The organism is Micromonospora sp. NPDC049559 (assembly GCF_040676675.1).
In the GTDB taxonomy this organism is placed as follows: domain Bacteria; phylum Actinomycetota; class Actinomycetes; order Mycobacteriales; family Micromonosporaceae; genus JBFAPK01.
Window position 1 is genome coordinate 159,572 of the sequence record NZ_JBFAPK010000012.1, and the last position, 19,595, is coordinate 179,166.

Genomic DNA, 19,595 nt, shown 5'->3' on the forward strand with positions numbered 1-19,595 from the left:
CTTCCCGCCACTAGCCCTTCCCCGTCGATCTAGGGCATATCGTCGTGATTGGAGATCAAGTAACGACGATATGCCCTAGATCGCGGGGGGCGGGGCGGGGGGGCGCGGGGGCTAGGCGCGGCGCAGCACGTCGGAGACGAGCTCGCGGGCCTCGTCCTGGATCTGGGCGAGGTGGTCGGGCCCGCGGAACGACTCGGCGTAGATCTTGTAGACGTCCTCGGTACCGGAGGGCCGGGCGGCGAACCAGCCCGACTCGGTGCAGACCTTCAGGCCACCGATCGGGGCGCCGTTGCCGGGCGCGCTGGTCAGCTTCGCCGTGATCCGCTCGCCGGCGAGGGTGTCGGCCGTGACCCGGTCCGGCGTGAGCTTGCCGAGCGCCGCCTTCTCCGCGCGCCCCGCCGGGGCGTCCACCCGGGCGTACGCCGGGTCGCCGAAGCGGGCGACCAGGTCGGCGTAGTGCTCGCTCGGCGTACGGCCGGTGGTGGCGATGATCTCCGCGGCGAGCAGGCAGAGCAGGATGCCGTCCTTGTCGGTGGTCCAGGTGCCGCCGTCGGTACGCAGGAACGAGGCGCCCGCGCTCTCCTCGCCGCCGAAACCGATGCTCCCGTCGCTCAGCCCCGGCACGAACCACTTGAACCCGACCGGCACCTCGACCAGCTTCCGGCCCAGGTCGGCGGCGACCCGGTCGATCATGGAGGAGGAGACCAGCGTCTTGCCGACCGCCGCGTCGCCCGCCCAGCCGGGCCGGTTCGCGAAGAGGTACGAGATCGCGACGGCGAGGTAGTGGTTCGGGTTGAGCAGCCCCGCGTCCGGGGTGACGATGCCGTGCCGGTCGGCGTCGGCGTCGTTGCCGGTGGCCACCTGGTAGCTCTGCCGCGCCGCGATGAGCGAGGCCATCGCGTGCGGCGAGGAGCAGTCCATCCGGATCTTGCCGTCCCAGTCCAGCGTCATGAACCGCCAGGTCGGGTCGACCTCCGGGTTGACCACGGTCAGGTCCAGCCCGTGCCGGGAGGCGATCTCGCCCCAGTACGCCACGCTCGCCCCACCGAGCGGGTCGGCGCCGATGCGCACCCCGGCCGCCCGGATCGCCGCCAGGTCCAGCACCGAGGGCAGGTCGTCGACGTACGCGCCGAGGTAGTCGTACCGTCCGGTGGTGGCCGCCGCGCGGGCCCGCGCGTACGGGATCCGCCGCACCTCCTTGAGACCGCCGGTGAGCAGCGTGTTCGCCCGGTCCTGGATCCACTTCGTCACGTCGGTGTCGGCCGGCCCGCCGTTGGTGGGGTTGTACTTGAAGCCGCCGTCGGTGGGCGGGTTGTGCGACGGGGTGATCACCACGCCGTCGGCCAACCCGGCGTCGCGTCCCCGGTTGTGGGTGCGGATCGCGTGCGACAGCGCCGGGGTCGGGGTGTACCCGTCCCGGCTGTCGACCAGCACGGTCACGTCGTTGGCGGCGAGCACCTCCAGCGCGCTGACGGTCGCCGGCTCGGAGAGCGCGTGCGTGTCGCGGCCGAGGAAGAGCGGCCCGGTGATGCCCTGCGCCTGACGGTAGTCGCAGAGCGCCTGGGTCACCGCGAGGATGTGGTCCTCGTTGAACGCGGTGCGCAGGCTGGAGCCCCGGTGCCCGGAGGTGCCGAAGGCGACCTGCTGCGCCGGGTCGGCCGGGTCGGGGTGCTCCGCGTAGTACGCGGTGATCAGGCGTGGTACGTCGACCAGGTCACCGGGCTCGGCGGGCTGACCGGCGCGGGCGTGGACCATCGGTGGACCTCCTGGTTACGGGCTCGCTGGTTACGGGCTCGGGTGCGGCGGGTGCCGGTTGCGGTGCGCCGCCGGTACGGCCCGCGCCGGGCGTGCGCGGCGGCACCGGGGGCACCGGGGGCACCCGGCCATCATGCCCGACGCCGCGCGCCGTACACCTGCGGATCTCCGCCTCACGGCTGGACGACCCGGCCCTTGCCGAGGACCACCACGCCGCCCGGCGAGACGCTGCCGCTCCCGGTCACTGCTCGCCCCCTCCGCCACAGCAATTCACACTCGCACGCACCGACGCACGGCCACGTGCGTCACTGTTCGAGCCCCGGGGTGCTGACCGTGCTCGGGACGGGTCCGGCGGCTTGTTCGGGTCAGTGGCAGATATGCCGGGAGAGGTGATGGTGGGAGTCCGGCGCGCTGGTTTCGCTGGCGGAGGCACGAACGCCGACAGCATCGCGTCCGGCTGGCCGAACGGACCGATCATCCCTCAGCGGAGGCCGGGCGGATCATCACCCGAGGGTAGTCACGACACCGGGTCAGACAAGCTGGGTCCACGACGCCCACGAATTCCTCGCAGTAGCCTGGCGCCGATCACGGGCACCAAGTGCAGCACGACAACGAGCACGGCGGTCAGCGAGGCGATCTGGCTGATTGAGAGCCCTTGCAGCGCAAGCACCAACCACGCGCATGCGCCTGTGAGCAGTATGTGGATCGCAACACGCAGCAAGGTTCCTTGAGTCGACGCGTCCGTGCCGGCCCCGCCGAGCTTGGCGGCGCGCCGCCTCACTGTCGTGACCGCCGCCGTAATCGCGACCAGCATGGAGACCTGCAGCGCCCAGAAGGCAGCCGTCCCGACGCTGGCCTCGTTGGTCAACGATGGCGCGACGATGGTCGTGGCCGCGAACACGACGAAGGCCGGCAGCCAGGTGAAAACAAAGGCGGATGTTGCTGCCAGCGCAATCATTCTCGGCAAACTGACCTGCGGCCGAACCTCTTGTTCGATGCGGGCGATCACCTCGTCGGAGGCCCACACCAGCCTGCGGGCCGAGTCCACGCCGGGCGTCGAGCTTGACATGCGGGAAGCCTAGTGGGTCAGTCGCGGATAGCGAGAACGGGCATACGTCCCAGTTGGGCGGCGCGCACCGGTGGCGGTGGGTGGCACCCGTCAGCGTCGACGGAGCCTTGCTGGTTTGAACCAGGCTGAACTCGCCCGCCGCAAGGCTCGCGAACGAAAGCGATCTGGTGGCGCTCGTCCTCGTCCTCGTCTGCGTCATGCGGTTGAGGCGGGCGCCGCCGCGGCGGCACGGGCAGGGCCGTGTTCACGGAGCATGGTCAACAGCCCGGGAAAGCGTTGTTCCACCTCGTCGTAGCGGAGCGTGACCAGCCGGCGGATGCCGTCGACGCGCGTGCGGATCAGGCCGGCATCGCGCAGCACCTTGATGTGGTGCGACAGCGTCGACTTGCCGATCGTGACACTGGTGCCCTTGAGCACGTCGCTGCCGCACGTCCAGTCCCCAGCGGCGTCGAGGGCGCGCACGAGCGCGAGCCGCACCGGGTCGGCAAGCGCGCTGAGCACGACGTCGATCGTCACGGTCTCGATGGCGGGTTCGATCACCTCGGTCACGAGACGAAGCCTAGCCAGATCTTGCGGAAAGTTCGACTCTCATCGTACGGTTCGATGCAGCTCGAACGGTTCGATGCAGATCGAACACTGGAGGATCATGAAGGCGATCATCTACCGCGACAACGGCGGCCCCGACGTTCTCCAACTCGTCGAGCGTGACCGGCCCGCGCCCGAACCCGGCGAAGTCCGCGTCAGGGTTGCCGTGTCCGGGGTCAACCCGGTCGACTGGCAGGCCCGCTCCGGCATCTCCCACCGCAAGCTGTTCTCCGAGATCACCCCGCACCTCGACGGCGCCGGTGTGGTCGACGCCGTCGGTGACGGGGTCGACCCGGGCCGGGTCGGTCAGCGTGTGTGGCTGTTCATGGCCGCCGCCGGACGGCCCACCGGCACCGCCGCCGAGTTCACCGTCGTACCCGCCGATCAGGCCGTGCCGCTGCCGGACGAGGCCGGTTTCGACGTCGGCGCCTCGCTCGGCGTCCCCGCGCTCACCGCACACCGCGCGCTCACCGTTGCCGAGGACGGGCCACGCCGCCTGCACCCCGGCGTACTCGACGGCAAGGTGGTGCTCGCCGCCGGCGGGGCCGGTGCGGTCGGGCACGCGGTGATCCAGCTCGCCCGATGGGCCGGCGCCACTGTGATCGGCACGGTCAGCGGCCCGGAGAAGGCGAAGCTGGCCACCGCGGCCGGAGCCCACCACACGATCAACTATCGCGAGGGCGACCCGGCCGCCGCCATCCGTGCGATCGCCCCGGACGGCGTCGACATCGTCGCCGAGGTGGCGCTGGGCGCGAACCTGGCTCTGGACCTGGCCGTGTTGCGTACCCGCGGCACGATCGCGACGTACGCCAACGAGGGCGGACACGCGGTCGAGCTGAACGTCGGGCAGAACATGGTGCTGAACACGCGCTTGCAGTTCCTGGTGCTCTACACGGCTGGCCCGCAGGCGCGCGCCGCAGCCGTCGAGGACGTCGCCGCCGCGATCCGTGCCGGCGCCCTGCCGGTCGGCGAGGAGCACGGCCTGCCACTGCTCCGCTTTCCGCTGCACCGCACCGCCGACGCTCACCGAGCGGTGGAGGCCGGCGCGGTCGGCAAGGTACTGGTGGACGTCACGCCCTGAAGTTCCTCCAACTACCGCATCTCCGACCCGCATCGGGCGCGGGTCCGTTCGTCGGCGGATCCGGAAGCCGCGCGGGCTTTCAGTCGCTGTCCAGAGCGTGCGGAGCGCTGGCCCCAACACGCCGCGTGGAAAGGCCCTGCCGTGAGACGTGTCCGCCAGGGGGCGCTCGTTACGTCGGGCGGGGTGGGCGGCCGGGCAGTAGGTTGTCATCGTGACCGGCCGCTTCGTGATCGAGGACGTCTCGCCCTCGGTGGCGTGCGGTCGGTACCCGGCCAAGGCGGTCGTCGGCGAGCGGGTGCCGGTCGCCGCGAAAGCGTACCGGGAGGGACATGAGGCGTTCGGGGACCGGTATCTGACCTGGCGAGCCGCGCACACCAAAGAGATCGACGCGGGCCAGGGCGCCGCCGAGCCGGGCAACGACCTGGCCGAGGGCGCACAGCTCCTCGCCGCCGCCGGGTGCCTCCCCGACGAGCAGCGGAGGCGGGTACGCGCCGCCGGGGCGGCATTGGTCGACACCGCCCGACCGTTCGCCGGCCGGATCGGCCCCGCGCTGGAGCTGGCCGAGCTGCTCTGGCGGTACCCGCTGCGCACCGGGGTGACCAGCAGCGACGCGTACCCGATTCGGGTAGACCGCCCACGGGCGCTCTTCTCGGCCTGGTACGAGTTCTTCCCCCGCTCCGAGAGCACCGGGTCCGGCGAGGTCGCCACCCTGGCGGAGGGGCGGGCGGGGCCGGTGCGGCACGGTGCGTTCGCCACCGCGCGAGAGCGGCTGGCGGACGTGGCGGCGATGGGTTTCGACGTGCTCTACCCTCCGCCCATGCACCCGATCGGGCGGGTCAACCGCAAGGGATGCAACAACCCGCTGGTCGCCGGCCCCGAGGACGCCGGTCCGGCCCACCACCGGCGGCCGGAGACGGCGGCGACGACCACCCCCGGCGCCGCCCACCCCACACCCCTCACCTACACCCCGGAGGATTGACGAGTCGATGGATCACCTGATCAGCGGTGAGCTGCACGACCCGCACGCGCTGCTCGGCGCGCACCCGAGCGACGGCCGTACGCTGATCCGCACCTGGCGGCGCGGCGCCGCCGAGGTGGCCGTACTCGTCGACGGGGACCGGTACCCGATGGTCCGCGTGCACGACGAGGGCGTCTTCGAGGCGAGCGTCCCCGGTACCGCCCTGAACTACCGGCTCGACGTCGACGGGGAGATCCACGACGACCCGTACCGGTACCCGCCGACGATCGGCGAGGTCGACCTGCATCTGATCTCGGAGGGGCGGCACGAGCGGCTCTGGACGGCGCTCGGCGCGCGGGCGCGCGACGGCGGGGTGGCGTTCGCGGTCTGGGCGCCGAACGCCCGGGGCGTCCGGCTGGTCGGCGACCTTACCGGCTGGGGCCCGCACGAGGGCTGGCCGATGCGCTCGATGGGCGCCAGCGGCGTCTGGGAGATCTTCGTGCCCGAGGCGGCCCCGGGCCAGCGCTACAAGTACCGGATCCTGGGCCGGGACGGCGTCTGGCGGGACAAGGTCGATCCGCTGGCCGCCTACGCCGAGGTGCCGCCGCGCACGGCCTCGGTGGTGCACCACTCGACCTACGAGTGGCACGACGCCGACTGGCTGGCGCGGCGCGCCGGCTGGCAGCCGCACCGCGAGCCGGTCAGCGTGTACGAGGTGCACCTCGGCTCGTGGCGCCCGGGGCTCTCCTACCGGGAACTGGCCGACCAGCTGACCGCGTACGTGCTGGAGCTGGGCTTCACGCACGTGGAGTTCCTGCCGGTGATGGAGCACCCGTTCGGCGGTTCCTGGGGCTACCAGGTCACCGGCTACTACGCCCCGACCAGCCGCTTCGGCGACCCGGACGAATTCCGGCACCTGGTGGACCGGCTGCACGCCGCCGGCATCGGGGTCATCCTCGACTGGGTGCCGGCGCACTTCCCGCGCGACGAGTGGGCGCTGGCCCGGTTCGACGGTACGCCGCTGTACGAGCACCCGGACCCGCGCCGCGGCGAACACCCCGACTGGGGCACGTACGTCTTCGACTTCGGCCGGCGCGAGGTGCGCAACTTCCTGGTCGCCAACGCGCTCTACTGGTGCGAGGAGTTCCACGTCGACGGGCTGCGGGTGGACGCGGTCGCGTCGATGCTCTACCTCGACTACTCCCGTCCGGAGGGCGGCTGGGCGCCGAACCAGTACGGCGGCCGGGAGAACCTGGAGGCGATCGGCTTCCTCCAGGAGGTCACCGCGACCGTCTACAAGCGACATTCGGGCATCCTGATGATCGCCGAGGAGTCGACCGCGTGGCCGGGCGTGACCGGGTCGACCGACGGCGGCGGCCTGGGCTTCGGCTTCAAGTGGAACATGGGCTGGATGCACGACACGCTGACCTACGTCGGCAAGGACCCGGTGCACCGGCGGTACCACCACGACCAGCTCACCTTCTCGCTGGTGTACGCCTGGAGCGAGAACTACGTGCTGCCGATCAGCCACGACGAGGTGGTGCACGGCAAGGGTTCCCTGGTCGGGAAGATGCCGGGCGACACCTGGCGCCGGCTGGCGAACGTACGCGCGCTGCTGGCGTACATGTGGGCCCACCCGGGCAAGCAGCTGCTCTTCATGGGCTGCGAACTCGGCGACGAGCACGAGTGGAGCGCCGACCGGGGGCTGGACTGGCGCCTGCTGGACGACCCGGCGCGCGCCGGCCTGCAGCGTCTGGTCCGCGACCTGAACACCGTCTACCGGGACGTTCCGGCCCTCTGGTCGCAGGACACCGTGCCGAACGGGTTCCGCTGGATCGTCGGCGACGACCGGGACAACAACACGGTGGCCTTCGTCCGGATCGCGGCGGACGGGTCGACCCTGGTCTGCGTGGCGAACTTCGCGGCCGTACCGCACGACGACTACCGGGTCGGACTCCCCTCGGGCGGCACCTGGCGCGAGGTGCTCAACACCGACGCGGACCTCTACGGCGGCTCGGGCGTGGGCAACCTCGGCCAGGTCACGGCCGAGGACGTGCCGTGGCACGGCATGCCGGCCTCCGCCGCGCTGCGGGTACCGCCGCTCGGCGTGCTCTGGCTGCGCCCGGCGTAGCGCCGGGCGGGGCGGCCGGTCCGACGGCCGGGCGGGGCGGTCGGGCGTGGCAGCCGGGCGGGGCGGCAGGTCCGGCGGCCGGGAGCCGTCGGCGCGGTCAGGCCGGGTCGAAGAGGATCCGGAGTCCCTTCGACTCGACCAGCCGCACCAGCCGGGGGCCGCAGACCAGCACCTCGGGATGGTCGACGTCCCGGGCGAGGTGGAAGCTCTCCGCCAGCTCGGGACGGTAGACCGGGGTACGCAACAGCGGCGTCCCGGTCGCGCCGGTCCAGTATTCGGAGCGCTCCGGGTCGACCAGGGGGAGGAACCTGCGCACCCGCGCCACCACGAAGCCGCCGAACTCCGTACCGCCGCAGCGCACCAGGCACGGATGGCAGTCCAGCTCGTCGCGCAGCTCGTCGCGGGTGGCCTCGGCGAAGGCCGCCGAGAAGACCGGCGGTCCGGCCACGGTGGGCAGGTAGTCCGCGTCGGCGATCAGTTCGGGGGTGATCCCCTCCTGCGCCTGGACGACGACGGTGGTGTACGCGAGGAACCGCGCGTCGCCCCGGCCGAGGACGAGGGTCTCGAAGATCCGCCGGCGTACCCCCTCGTGGGAGCGGCCGGGCCGGGCGGAGACGAAGTCGAAGAGGTCCGGTACCCGCCGCTGGAGCGGCGATGTGAGGGAGTAGTACACGCGGACATCCTGCACCTGCCCCGCCGCCGGCCGTTTCCCCGTTGACGCCTGATCTAGGCTGGGCTCGGACCCCCGGTCCCCGACGGCGCGGACGCGGGACGGCTGGAACCAGGCCGCGCGGGCCGGTGACGACCGGCGTGCCACGGCCGGAAACAGGGCGGAGGTCACGATGACCCAGACGAGCGAGTGGACGGAGATAGCGTCCCCGGAGGAGCTGCGGGAGCTGCTGGGTACGCCGCTGCCGCAGGTGGCCGGCAAGGACCGACCGAGCCTGCACGAGTACGACAAGCAGTGGCTGGCCGCCTCGCCGTTCTGCCTGGTGGCGACGGCCGGGGCGGACGGCACCTGCGACGTCTCGCCGAAGGGCGACCCGGCCGGCTTCACGCTGGTGCTGGACGACACCACGATCGCGATCCCGGAGCGCCCGGGCAACCGGCGCGCGGACGGCTACCGGAACATCCTGGCGAACCCGCACGTCGGGCTGATCTTCATGCTGCCCGGGCGGGGCGACACGCTGCGGATCAACGGGCGGGCCCGGCTGGTCCGGGACGCGCCGTTCTTCGAACGCATGATCGTCAAGGGGCACCGGCCGGTACTCGCCATCGTGGTGGAGATCGAGGAGGTCTTCTACCACTGCTCCAAGGCGTTCCTGCGCTCCCAGCTCTGGAAGCCGGAGACCTGGCAGCCGGAGGCGGCGCCGTCGCGTGCTTTGATCGCCAAGGCGGTCGAGCGCCCGACGGACAGCATCGAGGAGTTGGAGCGCTACTACGGCCCCGAGTACGCCCGGCGGCTCTACGGCTGAGGCGGTACCACCAGCCCGGACTCCTCCAGCAGGTGCCAGAGCCCGGCGCCGTCCGGCGCGGAGAACCAGAGCTGCCCCTCCCGCCCGGTCGCCCGCGCCCCGCCGGCGTGCGGAATGGGCAGGCTTCCGGCCAGTACCGACTGGGTCGGCGAGAGCCGCCGGATCGCCACCCCGGCGACGTTCTCCGGGTGGGCCGCCGCGAACTCGGCGTAGATCTCCTGGTCGTGCTGGCCGTCGTCGCCGACGAGCAGCCACCGGACGTCCGGGAACTCCGTGGCCAGCCGGGCCAGGGTGGCGCGCTTGTGTTCCCGGCCGCTGCGGAACCAGCGGTCGGCCGTGGGGCCCCAGTCGGTCAGCAGCAGCGGGCCGGCCGGGTAGAGGTGCCGGGAGAGGAACCGGGTCAGCGTCGGCGCGACGTTCCAGGCGCCGGTGGAGAGGTAGAGCACCGGGGCGCCCGGGTGGGCGAGGGTCAGCCGCTCGTAGAGCACGGCCATGCCCGGTACCGCCATCCGGGCGTGCTCGTCCAGGACGAAGGTGTTCCAGGCGGCGAGCAGCGGCCGGGGCAGCGCGGTGACCATGACCGTGTCGTCGATGTCGGAGATGACGCCGAAGCGTACGCCGGGCTCGACGATGCGTACCGGCGCCTCGACCGGTTCGGCGTCGAGGCTGCTCAGTCGCACGGTCTGCCAGCCGCTCGGCAGCTCCGCCCGGACCACGGTGTCGATCATGCCGCTGCGGTCGGCGTTGGTCTCGTGCCGTACGCCGCCCGCCTCGATCAGGACCGGCACGTTCTTCGCCGGCAGGGTGGCGAAGCTGCGCCAGCCGCGTACGTTGGCGGCGCGCCGCCGGGGCTTCGTCTCGGGCCGGCGCAGCAGGACCCGGGCCATCACGCGGATCCACTCGGGCGTGCCGTATCCGGTGTACGCGATCAGCGTGACATCCCAACCGGTACGGCGCATCCGGCGCTCGACGAACTTGTGCACCGCGTCCTCGATCCGGGCGGCCCGGTGCAGGCGAGGAGCGGCCGCTCGACCAAGGGGCGTGAGGGACACGCTGCCACCCTGCCACAGATCATCAACGTTCGCCCATCCGGGAGGAGCCCCTGGGGGCGGCCCGCCGGCCCCCGGCGGGCGTCGTCACGGGCGGCGAGTCAGCCCGGCGACCGCGGGGCGGAGCGCGGCCGACCAGCGGCTTGAGGGCAGCTGAACGTACGCTGGACGGCGGCGCGGCCCGGGGAGAACGCCCCGATTCGCCACCATTCGTCGGGCGGACCGTGAAAGACTCCTGGCGAGGCGGCGACGGGGGCGTTGGTCGTGTCAGGAGCAGAGCGACACCGCGCGCGACCGCGGCCACGGCTCGACCGGCCGGCCCTGGTGGCCCTCGTCCTCGGGCTCGCCGGGCTCGGTTACCGCGCGGCCCTGGTCGCCCTCGACGTGCCGGGCTCCAACAGCGACGAGGCGACCTTCGGGCTGGTCGCGATCCACATCGCGGCGGGGCGGGACTTCCCGGTCTTCCTCTACGGGCAGCACTACATGGGCACCCTGGAGTCGTACCTCGCCGCGCCGCTCTTCGTGCTCTTCGAGCCGACCTGGGCGCTGCTGCGCACCCCGCTCCTGCTGCTCTACGCGGCCTTCGTCTACCTGATGTACCGGCTGACCCGCCGGCTCTACTCCCCCTGGCTGGCCGTCCTCACCGTGGGTCTGCTCGCGCTCGGCTCCGAGCGGGTGGTCCGGGACCAGATGACCGCCGTGGGCGGCCGGCCCGAGGTCAAGCTCGCCGTGGTGGCGCTGCTGCTGCTGGCGGTCGCGCTCGGCCAGGGGCGCGGCCGGCACCCCTGGCTCGCCTTCAGCGCGTTCGGGCTGCTCGCCGGCCTCGCCCTGTGGAACGACTGGCTGGTGCTGCCGTACCTCGCGGTCGCCGTGGTGGTGCTGCTGGTCGGCTGCCACCGGCGGCTGCTCGGCCGGGCCGGCCTGCTGGTGCTGCTCGGTTTCCTGATCGGCCTCGCCCCGCTCGTCGCGGACAACCTCACCGCCCCGCCGGGGCAGGACTCGCTCTCGGTGTTCCGTCAGCTCAGTCACGGCGAGAGCGAACCGGCCGCGCTCCCCGACCGGGTACGCGGCGCGGTGCTGACCGGCATCCCGCTCGCCCACGGCGTCTGCCGGCCCGACGGCTGCCGCTCCTGGCAGGGCTGGTGGGGGCCGTTCTATCTGCTCCTGCTGCTGGTCGCGGCCGTACTGGCGGTGCTCGGGCTGCTGCGGCCCGGCACCCCGGCCGCCGGCGCGGGCGAACCGGACGCCGGGTCGGCGGTGGCGCGCCGGATCGGGTACGTGGCCCAGCTCGCCCTGGTCGTCGGCGCGGCGCTGACCGTGGCCGGGTACGCCCGCAACGCGCTCGCCGCGACCGCGCCGCTGGCCAGCGCGCGGTACCTCTCGACGTTGCAGATCTCCCTGCCGGCCGCGCTCTGGCCGCTCTGGGTGACGGCCCGCGCGGCCTGGCGCCGGGCGCCCCGAACACCGGTGGGCGGGCGGGCGGTGGCGCGCCGGACGGGGCGGGTCGCCGGCGGGGGCGCCACCGTGCTGCTCGCGGCCACCGTCGCGGCGATGATCTACACGACGGCGGTGCTGGTGAAACACGTCGGCGAGATCCGCGCCGAGGAGGCGGAGGCCCGGGCGCTGGCCACGGCCGTCCGGCGGGCCGGGATCCGGGACACCTACGCCGAGTACTGGACCTGCAACCGGCTGATCTTCTACACGAACGAGCGGGTCGTCTGCGCGGTGCTCGGCGAGCGCCTGCGCTTCGGGCAGAACCGGTACGACCCGTACCCGGAGCGGGTGAACGCCGCCGCCGATCCAGCCTTCATCTTCACCGTCGGCGAGGCCGCCGACACGGCGTTCCGGGAGCACCTGCGGGAACGCGGCGTCGCCGCCCGGGTCACCGACGTCGGCCCGTACCGGATCTACCAGCCCGACCGGCCGGTCCGGCCATGGCAACGATGAGCCACGGCCGGACCCCGGTCCCGCGATGGATCGTCGGTTTGATCATGGTCGGATGCGGTATGACGGATAGGCGGGTCTTCGTCCGTGCAACTTCCGTGGCCGACGGTACTCAGGAGGCGCTGGCAGATGGCGACGGTCCGTGAGGCGACCTACGACCTGCTCCGCTCCCTCGGCATGACGACCGTCTTCGGCAACCCGGGCTCCACCGAGGAGCCCTTCCTGACCGGATTCCCCGCCGACTTCACCTACGTGCTGGCCCTGCAGGAGGCCTCGGCCGTCGCGATGGCCGACGGGTACGCGCAGGTCACCGGCCGGCCAGCGCACGTCAACCTGCACACCGCGCCCGGTACCGGCAACGGGATGGGCAGCCTCGTCACCGCCTGGCACAACAAGGCGCCCGTGATCGTCACCGCGGGGCAGCAGACCCGGATGATGACCCTGATCGAACCGCGGCTGACCAACCGCGGTCCGACCACGCTGCCGCAGCCGTACGTGAAGTGGAGCCACGAGCCGATCCGCGCCCAGGACGTGCCCTCGGCCCTGATGCGGGCGTACGCCGTCGCCAGCCAACCACCGACCGGACCCGTCTACCTCTCGATCCCGCTGGACGACTGGGAGCAGACCGCCGACGGCGTGCCGACGGCCCGACGGGTGAGCACCCGGGTCGCCCCCGACCCGGAGCACCTGCGGCGCTGCGCCGAGGCCGTGGCGGCCAGCCGGAACCCCCTGCTGGTGGCGGGGCCCGGGGTCGACCGCAGCGGCGCCTGGGACGAGGTGCTGGCGCTGGCGGAGAAGCTGCGGGTACCGGTCTGGGCACCGCCGTTCTCGGAGCGGTTCGGCTTCCCGCACGACCATCCGCAGTTCCAGGGCACCCTGCCGACCGCGATCGGCCCGCTGACCGAACACCTGCACGGGCACGACCTGGTGCTGGTGGTGGGCGCCCCGGTCTTCCGCTACTACCCGTACCTGCCGGGCGAGCGGGGCTACCTGCCCGACGGGACCGTGTTGCTCCAGCTCACCGACGATCCGGAGGAGGCCGCCCGGGCGCCGGTCGGCGAGAGCCTGGTCGGGGACGTCGGCCTGGCCTGCGCCGCCCTGGCCGAGCGGTTGCCCGCGGCGACCCGGCCGCTGCCGTCCCCGCACAGCACGCCGCCGGCGCCGCCGCCCGACGAGCCGCTGCACCCCGAGGCCCTCTTCGCCGCGCTCGCCGCCGCGTGGCCCGCCGACGGGGTACTCGTGACCGAGAGCCCGTCCAACGTGAAGATGCTGCTCCGCCGGCTGCTGATCAACCGGCCGGCGTCGTACTTCAGCAGCGCCAGCGGCGGGCTCGGCTACGGCCTGCCGGCCGCCGTCGGGGTCGCCCTCGGCGAGCGGCACACCGGGCGGGAACGTCCCGTGCTCGCGGTGATCGGTGACGGCTCGTTCCAGTACTCGCCGCAGGCGCTCTGGACCGCCGCCCAGCACCGGCTGCCGATCGTCTTCCTGGTACCGGTCAACCACCAGTACGCCATCCTCAAGTCCTTCGCCGAGTTCAGCCGCACTCCGGGCGTGCCCGCGCTGGACATCCCGGGACTCGACATCCCCGGCATCGCCCGGGGCTACGGCTGCGCGGCCCGTACCGTCGAGTCCGCGGACGCGCTGGCCGATGCGCTGCGCACGGGGTGGCGCGGCGACGGGCCGTCGGTACTGGCGGTGCCGATCAGCCAGGAGATCCCGCCGCTGCTCTGAGCCGCCGGGCCGTCAGGGGCGGCTCAGGCCGTCGTGGCGAGGCGGGCGAAGGCGTCGTACTCGCGGTGACCCGGCCGGCCGTTCAGCAGGGCGAAGACGACGTGGTCGAAGCGGTCCACCGCGCGCAGCGCGTCGGCGAAGGCGTCGGCCACGGTGGACGGGTCGTTGCGGAACACCCCGCAGCCCCAGGCGCCGAGCACCAGCGTGCGGTGCCCGTACGCGGCGGCGACCCGCAACACCCGCGCGGCCCGGCGGCGCAGCACGGCCGGGACGTCGGCGGCGTCCTCGGGCTGGTTGCGCAGGATCGCCCCGAGGTTGGGCGCGGCCGCGGTGAGAAAGGACGTGCGGTACGGCCGGTCGAGCAGGGCGCCCCGGTCGTCCCGGAAGACCGGCACGCCCGGCGAGTAGACGACCCGGTCGCTGTAGCGCAGGTCGCGCTGGGCCCGGTGGTACGCGTAGAAGTCCGGCGCGGTCCGCAGGCAGGCGTAGAGCGCGGAGGCGCGGGCGAGGCTCTCCTCCTGGGCGCGCGCCCCGCCGAGGAATCCCCCGCCCGGGTTCTTGGCGGAGGCGAAGACCAGGCAGGCGGCGCCGGGACCGGCCCGACGGGCGGCCATCAACGTGGACTCGCCGGTCACCTCGCCGACCGGCGGGCCCGAGGGGGCGCCGGCCGGGGGCAACTCCTCGTCGGGCAGGTGATGCCGGGTACCGCCGACGGCGGCGGCCACCTCGGCGGCAATGTCGATCTCCGTCCCGTCCGGAGCACGGTAGCTCCCCCGCTCGGCGATCCCGACGGTCTGCCGGGCGATCTCGCGGAGCCGCCCGCTCACCGGCCCTCCCGTACGGCCGTGGTCGAATCTCGCACGCGGGGAGGCTACCCGGGCGGGCACTCCGGCCGACACGGATTTACCGCCGTCGTCCGCGCAGCCGGGGCCGATGCCCGTTGCGGTGCTGTGGCGCTGGCGGGGTCCGGATACGACGGAAGCACCGGCGGGTCGCGCCGATGCTTCCGTCGTGGGGAGGGTGACCGGTCAGGCGGAGTAGCCGCGCGTGCCGATCCAGTTGGCCAGATCGATGGTGGTCATCCAGTACGAGCTGACGCCGTTGACGTAGGCCGGATCGGCGATCTGCACGGTACGGCCGTTGTCCCGGTAGCCGACCACCGTCAGGTAGTGACCGCCGTCGTAGCTGTGCCAGCCGCCGTCGGTGTCCGTGGCCGAGCCGACGATGTTGGCGACCACCGCGTAGCCGTTGCTGACCGCGTGCACCACGTCGGCCTGGAGCTGGTCCATCTGGGCCGGGGTGGCGCCGTCGTTCGGGATCGCGGTGGTCGAGTAGAAGTTGCCGCCCAGGACGTCGTTGAGCACCCGGGTGGTGTCCTCGGCCGAGTTCGTACCGTTCATCGTGGTGCCGAGCGCGGCGGCGATGGCGTCCTGGCTCTGCGCCTTGCCCCGGGCGCTGAGCGCGATCCGGGTGGCCCCCGGGCCGCAGTACCAGCCGTTGATCTGCGCCTGGTAGTCGTAGTCGAGCACCTTCGACGCGGGCGGCGCGGGCTTCGCCGGCGCCTTCGCGGCCGCCGGCTTGGCCGGGGCGGCCTTCGCCGCCGGGGTGCTGGTCGCCGGCTCGGGGGCGCTGGTCGCGGGCGCCGCCGCGCCGGCTCCGGCGCCGCCGTCGAGACGGAGCGCCTGGTCGTTGCTGTGCGCCAGGTCCGCCACGGAGACCGCGGCGGCGTCGTGGCCGGTGGACGGCGTACCGGTCTGGGTCACCAGCAGGCCGGTGGTGAGCGCCGCGGCGAGTGCGGCGGCCGAGCCAGCCGCCACCCGGAAGCGGGTACGGGTCATCGCTTGCTTGAATCGCGGGGTAAGGCGGTCTTTCATCGGTCCTCCACAGATCTGCCGCGGTCCGGTGGCGCGACGCGGCCCGGGCGCGCGGACGGGGTCCGGCGCGGACGGCGCTCGCGGCACCGAGATCGAGAACGGCGTTTCTGCCAGGCCAGCTTGGGGTGGACGCGGCGCGGTCCACGTGGCGGACCACGGGAACCCGCTGGTCGTCCCCCGCCCCCGGTACGCGGTTCGGCTCAGATCACCACGGCCGGCGCCCACCGGTCGGTGCCGGGGCGCGCCTCACCCGCTCCGCGCGTGGCGGAGCCGTGGGGTGTCCAGGTGGATGCCGGGTCGTCGAGCCCGGCGGAGCCGTACGAGGCCCAGGGGCCGCTGGCGTGGCCTAGCGGTCCAGGGTCTCCGAGCCCGCTACGGGCGCGGGAATCGGCGGTACGGGCACGGCACGACGGGGAGATCGGGGGGTCGGGCGGGAGCCCGGGGGGAACTGCACGAGGTGTTCTCCTTCCGATACCGCCTACCGGGTTAGCTGACGGATTCGGACGGGAAGTCGCCCTACCCTCTGGCCACTGGCCCGAGGGATTCACCCCAGACTTACGGTGGGTCCCCGGCTCGTCACAGCACGACTCGGCGGGTCCGCCCCGGCGCCGCCCCTGTGGCGACCAGTCACCGGACCGGACGGGCCGACACTACTGAACGGCTTCGTCCCGTGCCAACCCCTCCTGAGCAGCCAAAACCGTGACCCACGCCGCTTTGGGCGGGGCCGGGAGAAGCCGAGAACCGGGCATTCCGGCCGTCACGGTAGCAGCACGGCCGGAAACGCACCGTGATCAATCAGCGGGAGAGGGCCTCCGCGCGGCGGGCGACGACGGCCTCGGCGAGGGCGCCGGTCTCCTCGTCGGTGAACCGGCGGGTGCCGTCGGCGGTCGCCGACATCACCACCGGGTAGATCTTCCGGATGAGGTCGGGGCCGCCGGTCGCGGTGTCGTCGTCGGCCGCGTCGTAGAGCGCCTCGACCGCCAGCTCGGCCGCCTCGGCGGTGCTCAGGCCGCGCCGGTAGAGCTTCTTGAGGGCGGACTTCGCGAAGATCGAGCCGGAGCCGATCGCGTCGTAGTCGGACTCCTCGTTGATCGAGCCGGCGACGTCGAAGCCGAAGATCCGCCCGGGCCGCTCGCCCTCACGGGCGGCCGGGTCGTAGCCGGCGAAGAGCGGGATCGCGGCGAGCCCCTGCATGGCCGCCCCGAGGTTGTTGCGCACCATGGTGGCGAGCCGGTTCGCCTTGCCGTCGAGCGAGAGCATCGAATACTCGATCTTCTCGTAGTGCTCCAGCTCGACCTGGAAGAGGCGGATCAGCTCGATGCCGATCCCGGCCGTACCGGCGAAGCCGACCAGCGAGTACCCGTCCGCCGGGTAGACCTTCTCGATCTCACGGCTGGCGATGAGGTTCCCCATCGTCGCCCGGCGGTCGCCGGCCACGACCACGCCCTCGGCGGTGGTCAGCGCGACGATCGTGGTCGCGTGCGGGGCCAGGTCACCGGCGTAGCCGACCGGCAGCGGTCGCCGGCCCGGCAGTAGTTCGGGCGCCACCCGGGTCAGGAACTCGGTGAACGAGGACGACCCGGCCACCTCGAACGCGGCGGGCAACCGCCCGGACTTGTCACGACCCGCTGGCACGACCGCCCCCTCGCCTCGCCCGGCCGCCGTACGCCCACCGAGGTTCCGGGCGAGCGAGCGCCCCGGCGAGGTAACCACACAATACAGTGAGATCGTCTCCGCGGGCCGATGCCGGACGGCCCCGCCCCGGCCCGCCGCCGGTCACCCACCGGATGGGCGGGTGACCGGCGCGGACGCGGTCGCGGGGCGGCTCAGCTACCCGAGCGGGTTGAGCAGCTCGGCCTTGCCCTGGAAGGCGAAGAGGAGCAGGTCGACCATGCGGAACGTCTCCCGGTCCGGCCCGAACGTCGGTCGCCATGCCGGCTCGCGCAGGATCGACGTACGGCTGCCCTGCATGGACCGGTGGAAAACCTCGGCGACGATGCGGGCGCCCACCCCGTCGAGCCGGCCGTGGTTGAACTCCGACTCGCGCAGGATGTAGAACCACAGCGGCGTGTTACCGGTCAGCTCCGCCTGCTGCTCGGCCGAGAGCTGGTCCAGCGTGGCCCCGCCCGCGCCGTGCAGGATCTCGTCCGGCTTGAGCGGCGCGACGTCGAGCAGTTCGGCCATCTGCTGCCCGCTGGCCAGTTCGACCATGCCGGCCCGGGTGAGATTGCGGAAGGCCAGGTTCCGCTCGATCGCCGGCGGGCGGGCGTCCCGGTCGCCGAAGGAGCCGAGCGGCAGGTTCCGCAGCGGGTCCACCAGCAGCGTGTCGATCCGGCGCGCCAGGTTGAGCCCGGGCACCGCCTCCGTAGTCGGTACGACGAGGTCGTCGCGGCCCGCCTCCCGGAAGTCGAAGAGGCGGCGGAAGTCGGCGATCCAGTTGCTGGGCAGTCGTTCCAGCGAGCCCGACTCGGGGTCGTCCAGCTCGCCGTCGGGCGAGAGGTTCCCGCTGGTGCCGGAGAAGCGGAAGAGCAGCTCCAGCGTGCCGGCGGGAAGCTGGTTGCCGGGGGTGGAGTTGAAGACCCGGTTCCACTGGTAGACCTCGCGGACCATGCTGTGACCGAGCCGGTACGCGGCGACCGAGAACTCGATCGGCATGGTGGGCCGGTCGCCCGGCTTCACCCAGCGGTCCCGGCCGCGGTGCTCGTAGCCGGGGGCGACCTCGAAGAACCGCCGGCCGTTGGTGAAGACGTCGTCGACGACCTCGGGCGCGACGATCCGGGGCAGGAAGTCGGTACGCAGCATCCACTGGTAGTGCTTGACCACGGTGTCGCGGGCGGCCCGGAACAGCGCCGGTCCGGAGAGCCGGCGCGACGCCAGCTCGTCCACCACCCGGTTGTGGAAGCGGATGAAGGCCAGGTGCAGCTGCGCCACGGCCAGGTTCTCGTCGTTGCGCGGGTCCGGGACGACCGCCGCCTGCCGCTCCCGCTTGGACGAGCCGGTACCGGCCCGGGGCAGGTCGAAGCCGTCGCGGTCCTGGATGGTCTCGGCGTCTCCGGGTACGCCGACGGTGGCGCCCGAGCGCAGGTGCAGACCGTCGTCGGCGTAGAAGCGGCGGTCGTTGCGGTCGTCCGGCCCCCGCCCGTAGAGCGAGTCGAGGTCGAGCGCCGGCGAGCGGCCCTGGAGCAGGTCGTCGACGGTCACCTCGGAGCCGAGCGCGGCGGCCGTGGCATCCATCGTCAGGTCGTGGTCGACGAACTGGCCCAGGTAGGTGAAGCCGGCCGGCACGGCCGGGTCCGAGTCGGCCGACTGGCCGGCGACCATTGCCTCGGCGAGCGCGGCCCGTACCTCTTCGTCGAGTTGCCGGCCCTTCGGTCCGAGCCGGGAGAATCGGAATTTACGCAGTTCGGCGGCGGTGGAGGGGCGTCGGCACGTCGGTTCGCGCCGCTCGCCGAAGGAGAGCAACCCCTCGCCCACCACGAAATAGTCTTCCCGCATGTGCCGTTTCATCCGCCCCGTTTCCTTCCCTCGTGACGACCGGCACGCTGGCATCGGCACGGGGTGGAACTGAAGAGCTGGTGAGCGGGCCGGTCGGCAACCGCGGAAATGCGCCGGACGGTGCGCCCGCTTCGATGTGGATCCCCCGTACGAACAGGCCGACCTGGTTCAGCTCCGCGCGCCGGTCTTCGGTCGACTTGACCCAACACTGGCAGCGGAACACCGAGGGGGTCCACTGACTGTCAACGATGCGACGGCCACCGGAAGGCGGGGTGGCCCAAAGACCTGATCACCGGTCCCCGGCCACCCCCGAATTGCCTGGTCAGGCTCCTGCGGCCGACTTCAGGTCCGCTGCCCGGTCCGTGTTCTCCCACGTCAACTCCGGCAACTCCCGACCAAAGTGACCATAGGCCGCCGTCTGCCGATACACCGGACGCAACAGATCCAA

15 protein-coding genes, 1 pseudogene and 1 riboswitch are annotated in these 19,595 nt (G+C 72.7%); of the genes and pseudogenes, 6 read left to right on the forward strand and 10 right to left on the reverse strand.

The features are described from left to right. Nucleotides 1-111: 111 nt before the first annotated feature. From pgm to AB0J86_RS16220, 3 genes are all read right to left on the reverse strand, one after another. Nucleotides 112-1,755 carry a phosphoglucomutase (alpha-D-glucose-1,6-bisphosphate-dependent) gene (gene pgm / locus AB0J86_RS16210; protein ID WP_363857698.1) on the reverse strand — a complete coding sequence of 548 codons (1,644 nt, stop codon included), beginning with the start codon at nucleotides 1,753-1,755 and terminating at the stop codon, nucleotides 112-114. A 517-nt stretch (nucleotides 1,756-2,272) separates the two neighbouring features. Next, nucleotides 2,273-2,824 carry a hypothetical protein gene (locus AB0J86_RS16215; protein ID WP_363857700.1) on the reverse strand — a complete coding sequence of 184 codons (552 nt, stop codon included), beginning with the start codon at nucleotides 2,822-2,824 and terminating at the stop codon, nucleotides 2,273-2,275. 195 nt (nucleotides 2,825-3,019) lie between these two features. Then, nucleotides 3,020-3,373 carry a metalloregulator ArsR/SmtB family transcription factor gene (locus tag AB0J86_RS16220; protein WP_363857702.1) on the reverse strand — a complete coding sequence of 118 codons (354 nt, stop codon included), beginning with the start codon at nucleotides 3,371-3,373 and terminating at the stop codon, nucleotides 3,020-3,022. 97 nt (nucleotides 3,374-3,470) lie between these two features. Between AB0J86_RS16220 and AB0J86_RS16225 the strand changes: the two genes are divergently transcribed. From AB0J86_RS16225 to glgB, 3 genes are all read left to right on the forward strand, one after another. Next, nucleotides 3,471-4,490, forward strand: coding sequence for an NADPH:quinone reductase (locus AB0J86_RS16225; RefSeq protein WP_363857704.1), 1,020 nt, complete (start codon nucleotides 3,471-3,473; stop codon nucleotides 4,488-4,490). 211 nt (nucleotides 4,491-4,701) lie between these two features. Next, nucleotides 4,702-5,469: a maltotransferase domain-containing protein gene (locus AB0J86_RS16230; RefSeq protein WP_363857706.1), complete on the forward strand. Its 768-nt coding sequence runs from the start codon at nucleotides 4,702-4,704 to the stop codon at nucleotides 5,467-5,469. A 7-nt stretch (nucleotides 5,470-5,476) separates the two neighbouring features. After that, on the forward strand, nucleotides 5,477-7,579 hold the full coding sequence (gene glgB / locus AB0J86_RS16235; RefSeq protein ID WP_363857708.1) for a 1,4-alpha-glucan branching protein GlgB: 2,103 nt from the start codon (nucleotides 5,477-5,479) through the stop codon (nucleotides 7,577-7,579). Nucleotides 7,580-7,676: 97 nt separating this feature from the next. On the opposite strand, the gene AB0J86_RS16240 is transcribed toward glgB, so the two are convergent. After that, complete coding sequence (locus AB0J86_RS16240) at nucleotides 7,677-8,252, reverse strand: hypothetical protein (protein ID WP_363857710.1); 576 nt, start codon at nucleotides 8,250-8,252, stop codon at nucleotides 7,677-7,679. A 169-nt stretch (nucleotides 8,253-8,421) separates the two neighbouring features. Between AB0J86_RS16240 and AB0J86_RS16245 the strand changes: the two genes are divergently transcribed. Further along, nucleotides 8,422-9,054: a pyridoxamine 5'-phosphate oxidase family protein gene (locus tag AB0J86_RS16245; RefSeq protein WP_363857712.1), complete on the forward strand. Its 633-nt coding sequence runs from the start codon at nucleotides 8,422-8,424 to the stop codon at nucleotides 9,052-9,054. Here the strand turns inward: AB0J86_RS16245 and AB0J86_RS16250 are convergent. Next, nucleotides 9,045-10,106 carry a phosphatase domain-containing protein gene (locus tag AB0J86_RS16250; RefSeq protein WP_363857714.1) on the reverse strand — a complete coding sequence of 354 codons (1,062 nt, stop codon included), beginning with the start codon at nucleotides 10,104-10,106 and terminating at the stop codon, nucleotides 9,045-9,047. The genes AB0J86_RS16245 and AB0J86_RS16250 overlap by 10 nt on opposite strands. 261 nt (nucleotides 10,107-10,367) lie before the next feature. Here AB0J86_RS16250 and AB0J86_RS16255 point away from each other — a divergent pair, with 261 nt between their 5' ends. Beyond that, the gene (locus AB0J86_RS16255) at nucleotides 10,368-12,050 is read left to right on the forward strand and encodes a hypothetical protein (protein ID WP_363857716.1); all 1,683 of its coding nucleotides are present in this window, start codon (nucleotides 10,368-10,370) and stop codon (nucleotides 12,048-12,050) included. 126 nt (nucleotides 12,051-12,176) lie between these two features. Next, nucleotides 12,177-13,778: a benzoylformate decarboxylase gene (gene mdlC, locus AB0J86_RS16260; protein ID WP_363857718.1), complete on the forward strand. Its 1,602-nt coding sequence runs from the start codon at nucleotides 12,177-12,179 to the stop codon at nucleotides 13,776-13,778. A 23-nt stretch (nucleotides 13,779-13,801) separates the two neighbouring features. Here mdlC and AB0J86_RS16265 read toward each other — a convergent pair whose 3' ends face one another. From AB0J86_RS16265 to AB0J86_RS16285, 5 genes and pseudogenes are all read right to left on the reverse strand, one after another. Continuing rightward, nucleotides 13,802-14,605 carry a TIGR02452 family protein gene (locus AB0J86_RS16265; RefSeq protein WP_363857720.1) on the reverse strand — a complete coding sequence of 268 codons (804 nt, stop codon included), beginning with the start codon at nucleotides 14,603-14,605 and terminating at the stop codon, nucleotides 13,802-13,804. A 201-nt stretch (nucleotides 14,606-14,806) separates the two neighbouring features. Then, nucleotides 14,807-15,652 (reverse strand): C39 family peptidase, encoded by an 846-nt coding sequence (locus AB0J86_RS16270; RefSeq protein ID WP_363857721.1) that lies wholly within the window; start codon nucleotides 15,650-15,652, stop codon nucleotides 14,807-14,809. A 460-nt stretch (nucleotides 15,653-16,112) separates the two neighbouring features. Further along, nucleotides 16,113-16,256: riboswitch (cyclic di-AMP (ydaO/yuaA leader) on the reverse strand. Nucleotides 16,257-16,447: 191 nt separating this feature from the next. Then, complete coding sequence (prcB, locus tag AB0J86_RS16275; RefSeq protein ID WP_363857723.1) at nucleotides 16,448-17,287, reverse strand: proteasome subunit beta; 840 nt, start codon at nucleotides 17,285-17,287, stop codon at nucleotides 16,448-16,450. A 195-nt stretch (nucleotides 17,288-17,482) separates the two neighbouring features. Then, a complete protein-coding gene (locus tag AB0J86_RS16280; protein ID WP_363857725.1) occupies nucleotides 17,483-19,147 on the reverse strand; it encodes a heme peroxidase family protein in 1,665 nt (554 codons plus the stop codon). A gap of 322 nt (nucleotides 19,148-19,469) precedes the next feature. Further along, nucleotides 19,470-19,595, reverse strand: a pseudogene (locus tag AB0J86_RS16285) (methionine adenosyltransferase); the annotation flags it as partial.